This window comes from Candidatus Schekmanbacteria bacterium, assembly GCA_003695725.1.
GTDB lineage: Bacteria > Schekmanbacteria > GWA2-38-11 > GWA2-38-11 > J061 > J061.
The window spans coordinates 1-5364 of the sequence record RFHX01000116.1 but is presented as its reverse complement, the minus strand read 5'-3'; the positions used below and the strand labels follow the sequence as shown (position 1 = coordinate 5364).

At 35.3% G+C, this 5364-nt stretch carries 4 protein-coding genes and 1 riboswitch; of the genes, 1 reads left to right on the top strand and 3 read right to left on the bottom strand.

Annotated features, from left to right (window positions below; translation table 11 throughout):
- Positions 1–227 precede the first annotated feature (227 nt).
- A complete protein-coding gene (locus tag D6734_04705) occupies positions 228–1562 on the top strand; it encodes a YihY/virulence factor BrkB family protein (protein ID RMF95917.1) in 1335 nt (444 codons plus the stop codon).
- A gap of 6 nt (positions 1563–1568) precedes the next feature.
- On the opposite strand, the gene D6734_04700 is transcribed toward D6734_04705, so the two are convergent.
- The 3 genes from D6734_04700 to D6734_04690 all read right to left on the bottom strand — a co-directional run bounded on the left by D6734_04700 (position 1569) and on the right by D6734_04690 (position 5313).
- Positions 1569–3656 (bottom strand): CBS domain-containing protein, encoded by a 2088-nt coding sequence (locus D6734_04700; GenBank protein ID RMF95916.1) that lies wholly within the window; start codon positions 3654–3656, stop codon positions 1569–1571.
- Between the two features lie 130 nt (positions 3657–3786).
- A riboswitch (cyclic di-GMP riboswitch) is annotated at positions 3787–3877 on the top strand.
- 391 nt (positions 3878–4268) lie between these two features.
- Entirely contained in the window at positions 4269–4712 is a 444-nt protein-coding gene (locus D6734_04695) for a hypothetical protein (GenBank protein ID RMF95915.1), read from the bottom strand.
- Positions 4699–5313: a flavin reductase family protein gene (locus tag D6734_04690; protein ID RMF95914.1), complete on the bottom strand. Its 615-nt coding sequence runs from the start codon at positions 5311–5313 to the stop codon at positions 4699–4701. The genes D6734_04695 and D6734_04690 overlap by 14 nt, the downstream gene beginning before the upstream one ends.
- Positions 5314–5364: the final 51 nt, after the last annotated feature.

The window sequence follows — 5364 nt, the reverse complement described above, 5'->3', positions numbered from 1 at the left end:
TCGATTACCATTCTATCCCTCCTTTTAGGAATCTTTCAAATTTGCTCCTATGAAAAAATTGGTAATGAAAACTTCAACAATTTTTTGCCAAAGGAAGTATCAAAATCTTTTCTGCCTATAACACAAATTATTTTAATGAGTTATTAAAAAAATATTTCACTTCATAGACAAACTCACAAATCTTATATATCTTTAAAGAAAAACTTTAAACTTAATAATCTATCGAAATGCCTAATTTAATCAATTCTGTTAAAAAGCTTCTTTTAGACGAATTAGACGAAGAAGAATCAGAGCTCAATGAAAAGGAAAAATTCTTTTTCAACAAAATCAAGTTTCTAATCAATGCATACAGAGAATTCAATGAGACACAGCTTACACTTCGTGCAATGAGTCTCGTTTATACAACAATCCTCTCAATTGTACCTCTTTTAGCTGTGAGCTTCTCAGTTTTAAAAGCATTCGGAGTCCATCAGAAACTGGAACCTTTTCTTTTCAAATTCCTTACCCCCCTTGGTCCAAAAGGTGCTGAAATATCAGGAAAGATAATTGGTTTTGTTAACAATGTTAAAGTTGGCGTTCTTGGCTCAATAGGACTAATCCTTCTTTTCTATACAGTTATTTCTCTGATCCAGAAAGTTGAAGAATCCTTTAATACAATTTGGAAAGTTGGCAAACCAAGAACAATTATGAGAAGGATCAGCGATTATTTAAGCATCATTTTAGTTGCACCTGTACTTGTAGTCTCTGCACTTGGAATAACTGCATCTGTAATGAGCGCAAGTATAATTCAAAAAATTCTATCAATCGAACCATTGGGAACGCTACTCTTATTTGCAGGCAAAATTATTCCCTATTTCTTAGTATGCCTTGCCTTCACATTTATTTATAGCTTTATTCCAAACACGAAAGTTAAATTCAAATCTGCGCTTTTAGGAGGAATCGTTGGAGGTGTTTTATGGGAAACAGCAGGATGGGCATTCACATCATTTATTGCCTCATCAGGAAAATATTCAGCCATCTATTCCAGTTTTGCTATTCTTATTCTTTTTATGATTTGGTTATATTTCAATTGGCTGATACTTCTTTTTGGAGCTTTTGTAAGTTTCTGCATCCAATACCCCTCAGCAATCTCCAATAAAAAATCCTCTTTACTAATAAACAACAAAAAAAATGAAGAAATGATGCTCAGAATTATGTATTTGATAGGAAAACATTTTTTCGAAAATAAGAAACCATGGAATGCTGAATCTCTTTCACTCTTTTTCAAATTGCCTATCGACTATATAGACAAACTTGTAAAACACCTTATACGGAAAGGATTGTTGGCGGAATCTGGAAATTCAATTTACCCTTCTCTTCTACCCGCAAAGGATATTGGGAAAATAAAACTTTATGAAATTATCGATTTATCGAAAACTAAGCATTCTCCAAATAAAGTAATTCACAATCCTTCTGACAAGGTGGACATTATTTTAGAAAAAATTGATGACGCTGTAAAAAATTCCCTTAATGAATTATCACTAAAAGATCTTATTTTAGAAGAAAACAAATTGAATGATTAATTTTCGTTACAGATTTCTTAACTGTAGTAACGATTTTTGAGGTCCTGCCAGCACTAAAATATCGTTTTCTTCTATTAGAGTATCAGGTTTGGGCACAACATCGATGTATCTGCTTTCTTTACTCTCAGGCATCTGTTTTTTTACGAGCAAAACCTGTACTCCAAAACGCTGTCTTAAAGATAATTCCTTTAAATCTTTTCCAACAAATGTTAATGGCGCACTGATTTCAGCCAACCCAAATTCATCGGTAAAAGATTCTATACCTCTTTTGTCTATATTTCCAATTCCTTCAGACAACTCAGTCAATGTGTCTATTTTAAATATCTCCTTGTTATAAGCTTCCACTATATCATTCTCCCTCACCTTGCCTAAAAGTTTCCTTTCACCAGAGGGGTCTAGGACAGGTATTTCCTCAACATTGCTGTTGCCAAAAATATGCATTGCATGGTCCAAATTATCATCCGGATAAAGGAAAAGATTTGATCCGCTGACAAGGTCCTTTGCAATGAGAATATCTTTTAGCGTTTCAATATCCTTCAAAATTCCAGATATATCTTTAAGATGTATTGTGCCAAGAAATCTTCCACCTTTATCCACTACATAGAAAGTCGTATTTTTGGAAGCAGTAATTCTGTCAATCAAATCATTGAATGAAAGGTCTTCAGGAATAACTTCAGCATCCTCCATAACGTCTTTTACGCTTAATTTTCGCAATACATTGACTTCTTTGCCTTTAAAAATATTGATGCCGCGAAGAGCAAGTTTTAGTGTATATATCGATTCTTTATGGAGTTTGCTGGTAAAAATGGTACTTATTATACAGCTTATCATTAAAGGCAGAATAATCTTGTAGTCATTGGTAAGTTCAAAAATTATGAGAATAGCAGTTATTGGGGCATGTGTTGCACCTGATACAACTGCACCCATACCAACAAGGGCATATGCACCGGGACTTGCTGTTATATTGGGAGCCAATATATTTACAATATTTCCAAAGAAACCTCCTGCCATTGCTCCAATAAAAAGTGATGGGGCAAAAATTCCACCCGAACCTCCGGATCCAAGAGTAATCGAAGTAGCCAAAACCTTTGCAAAAGTTAAAAGAAGAAGGAAACTCCAAGCCATATTACTATTCAATGCAAGATTAATACTCTCATAACCCACACCAAAGATATGAGGTATCCATAATGCCATAATACCAATTACTATCCCGCCTATTGCCGGTTTGATCGTTTCATGAAGTTTGAGATTTTCAAAATAGGACTCAAGAAAATAGAGAACCTTTATAAAAACCAAGGCAACAAAACCGCAAAAGATTCCAAGTCCAAAATAAAAAATCAACTCTCTGGGGTCAACAAGGCGATAAGTGGGGACATCAAAAGCAGCAAAATCACCCATAAAATGTCTTGAAATCACCGTTGCAACTACCGACGAAATAACAATAGGACTAAAGTAAGTAAGGCCAAAATCACCAAGTATTATTTCAACTGAGAAGAGCGCCCCTGCAATGGGTGCATTGAAGGCAGCAGCGATACCAGCAGCTGCTCCGCAGGCAACAAATGTCCGAAGACGTCTGCCTGAAACCATCAGGATCTGTCCAATTGTTGAACCAATGCTTGAACCTATTTGAACTACAGGTCCTTCTCTCCCAACTGACCCACCGGTCCCAATTGATATAGACGAAGCAATAGCCTTTATCAGTGCCACACGAGGCCTTATAACACCATCTCTCAATACAACAGCTTCCATTACCTCCGGCACTCCATGCCCTTTCGCTTCTTTTGCAAAATAATAGATAAGAGGACCAACAATAATGCCTCCAATCATTGGAATTATTATTTTTTCATACCAAGGCAAAAGAGCTGCTTTTTCAAGAATGTTCATTCCTGAACCAAAAGATATTTCTTCAACAATTTTTATAAGAAACCTAACTCCTATTGCTCCAAATCCTGCAAGAAATCCAATAAGGATAGAAACAAGAATTGTAAATGTGTGCTCAGTCATCTTCATTCGTTCGATTCTCTGAATAAAAACAGCTCTCCAGAGACCGACTATTCGCTCACGGAATGAAATTTGAGATGAGCTTTCAGGCATTTTTTTATTCGATTAAAATTTTATTTATATTTTTAACACAAATTTTTTCTTTTATAAACAATGAGTTTTAATATGACAGACAGCGAACTCCTAAAGTTCTCGTACAATTCATCCGTAAAAGATTAATTGAGCCTGATAAAGGCAAACTGTCCGAAAGGGCAGGACGCAAAGCCAACGGCCTAAGTTCTCCAGAGAGAGAATAAGGCGGCAGGGTTGCCGGGCGAAAGACAGCATCTCCTTTAACGCTGTCTCGCTACGGCGTTAACAAATAACATTAAGGAGGTGCAAATATGAATACTTCATAAACATTCCTCTTCTAACAATTCTTTTTTCACAATAATTTTTTTCTTCATATAAAAACAAAAAAGAAGAGAGGGGAACTATGCACATTAATAGGAAGAAAAACTACATCAAACCAGAAATCAAATGTGTTCAGCTAAAACCGGAGGAGGCAGTGCTCAAAGCGTGTAAAAATGATTCTGTATCAGGGCCACATTCATCAGGATGTCTCATTCCTATGTGCTTTACACAAGGAAGTTAAGAAAGGAACAAAAATGAAAAGAAAAGAAGCGAAAAGAAAAGAATGGACAGGCCCCCGGGGAGGCAACAAATTCAAGTTTGGTTGAAATAGCGTCTATTAATAAAAAGGAGGAGGCAAATTGTGCCTCCTCCTATCAATGAAAAAAGGTCAAAAAAAAGTTTTACCTTGTTGGGCGCTTCAGGCATCATGATTGAAAAAGAATGCATACTCACAAAAGAATAAATCATATAGGCAATAGGAAGCATATAACCTAACAGTTTTCTTGCTTTCACAATTCCATATATAAAAGAAATAAGTATTGTAAGCTGTATTATATCCATAATTTTTGCATAGATTCCATAGACACTGAATCCCAGAATTACATTGACCGCTTTGCCATTGACTTTATGAGTGTTAATTCCTGAAAAATCCAGAAATATGAATAGTGCCCACAAGGAAAAAATAAGTATTAAGAACTTTAAGGAAATCGTAATTCTGCTTTCAAATATGTTCATTCTTTTTCTATTTTTCCTCAATTTTTGGCTTTATATCAGGCGAATATGTTTCATAACTTCCAACAATTCCGAAAATGCTTCCGCCAATCTTATTTGTCCCAAAATATATGGGCAAATCCATTGCCTTTATTCTCTCTATGCGCTCCATTTCCAAAAATTCTTCATTAATTGATATGTCGAGAATGTCTGCAATAAAGGTAACCTGCGTTGAACTTGGATAAAATTTTTCATTTACCCTACACTCAATATGCTGATAGCATTCTTCGATTCTCGGAGGGGAAACTTTTTCAGAGGGAATAGCATTAAGCCCTGCATAATCGAGTTCATTTATCCCTTCAGGATAAAACCTGCCTGTTTCAGCCACCTTTTCACAGAGGGATGATGTTGGATAATTAACAACAAATTCTCCATTTGCTTCAATGTTTCTTGGTGTATGCCAAGCTTTATTACAACTTAGCATAAACTGAGGATTTTTTGGTGAAGCACACCAAGGCATTGCAAGAGAATATGGCGCCGCATTTATATTACCATCACTATCAACAGTTGTAATTATTGTCACAGGGAAAGGAAGAATAAGTTTATCAAGATGCCATAACATTTCAATCTTGACACTTTTTTTCATAGTTATTCATCTCCTTTATTTTTAAAATCATCTATTTGTAAAATCATAATC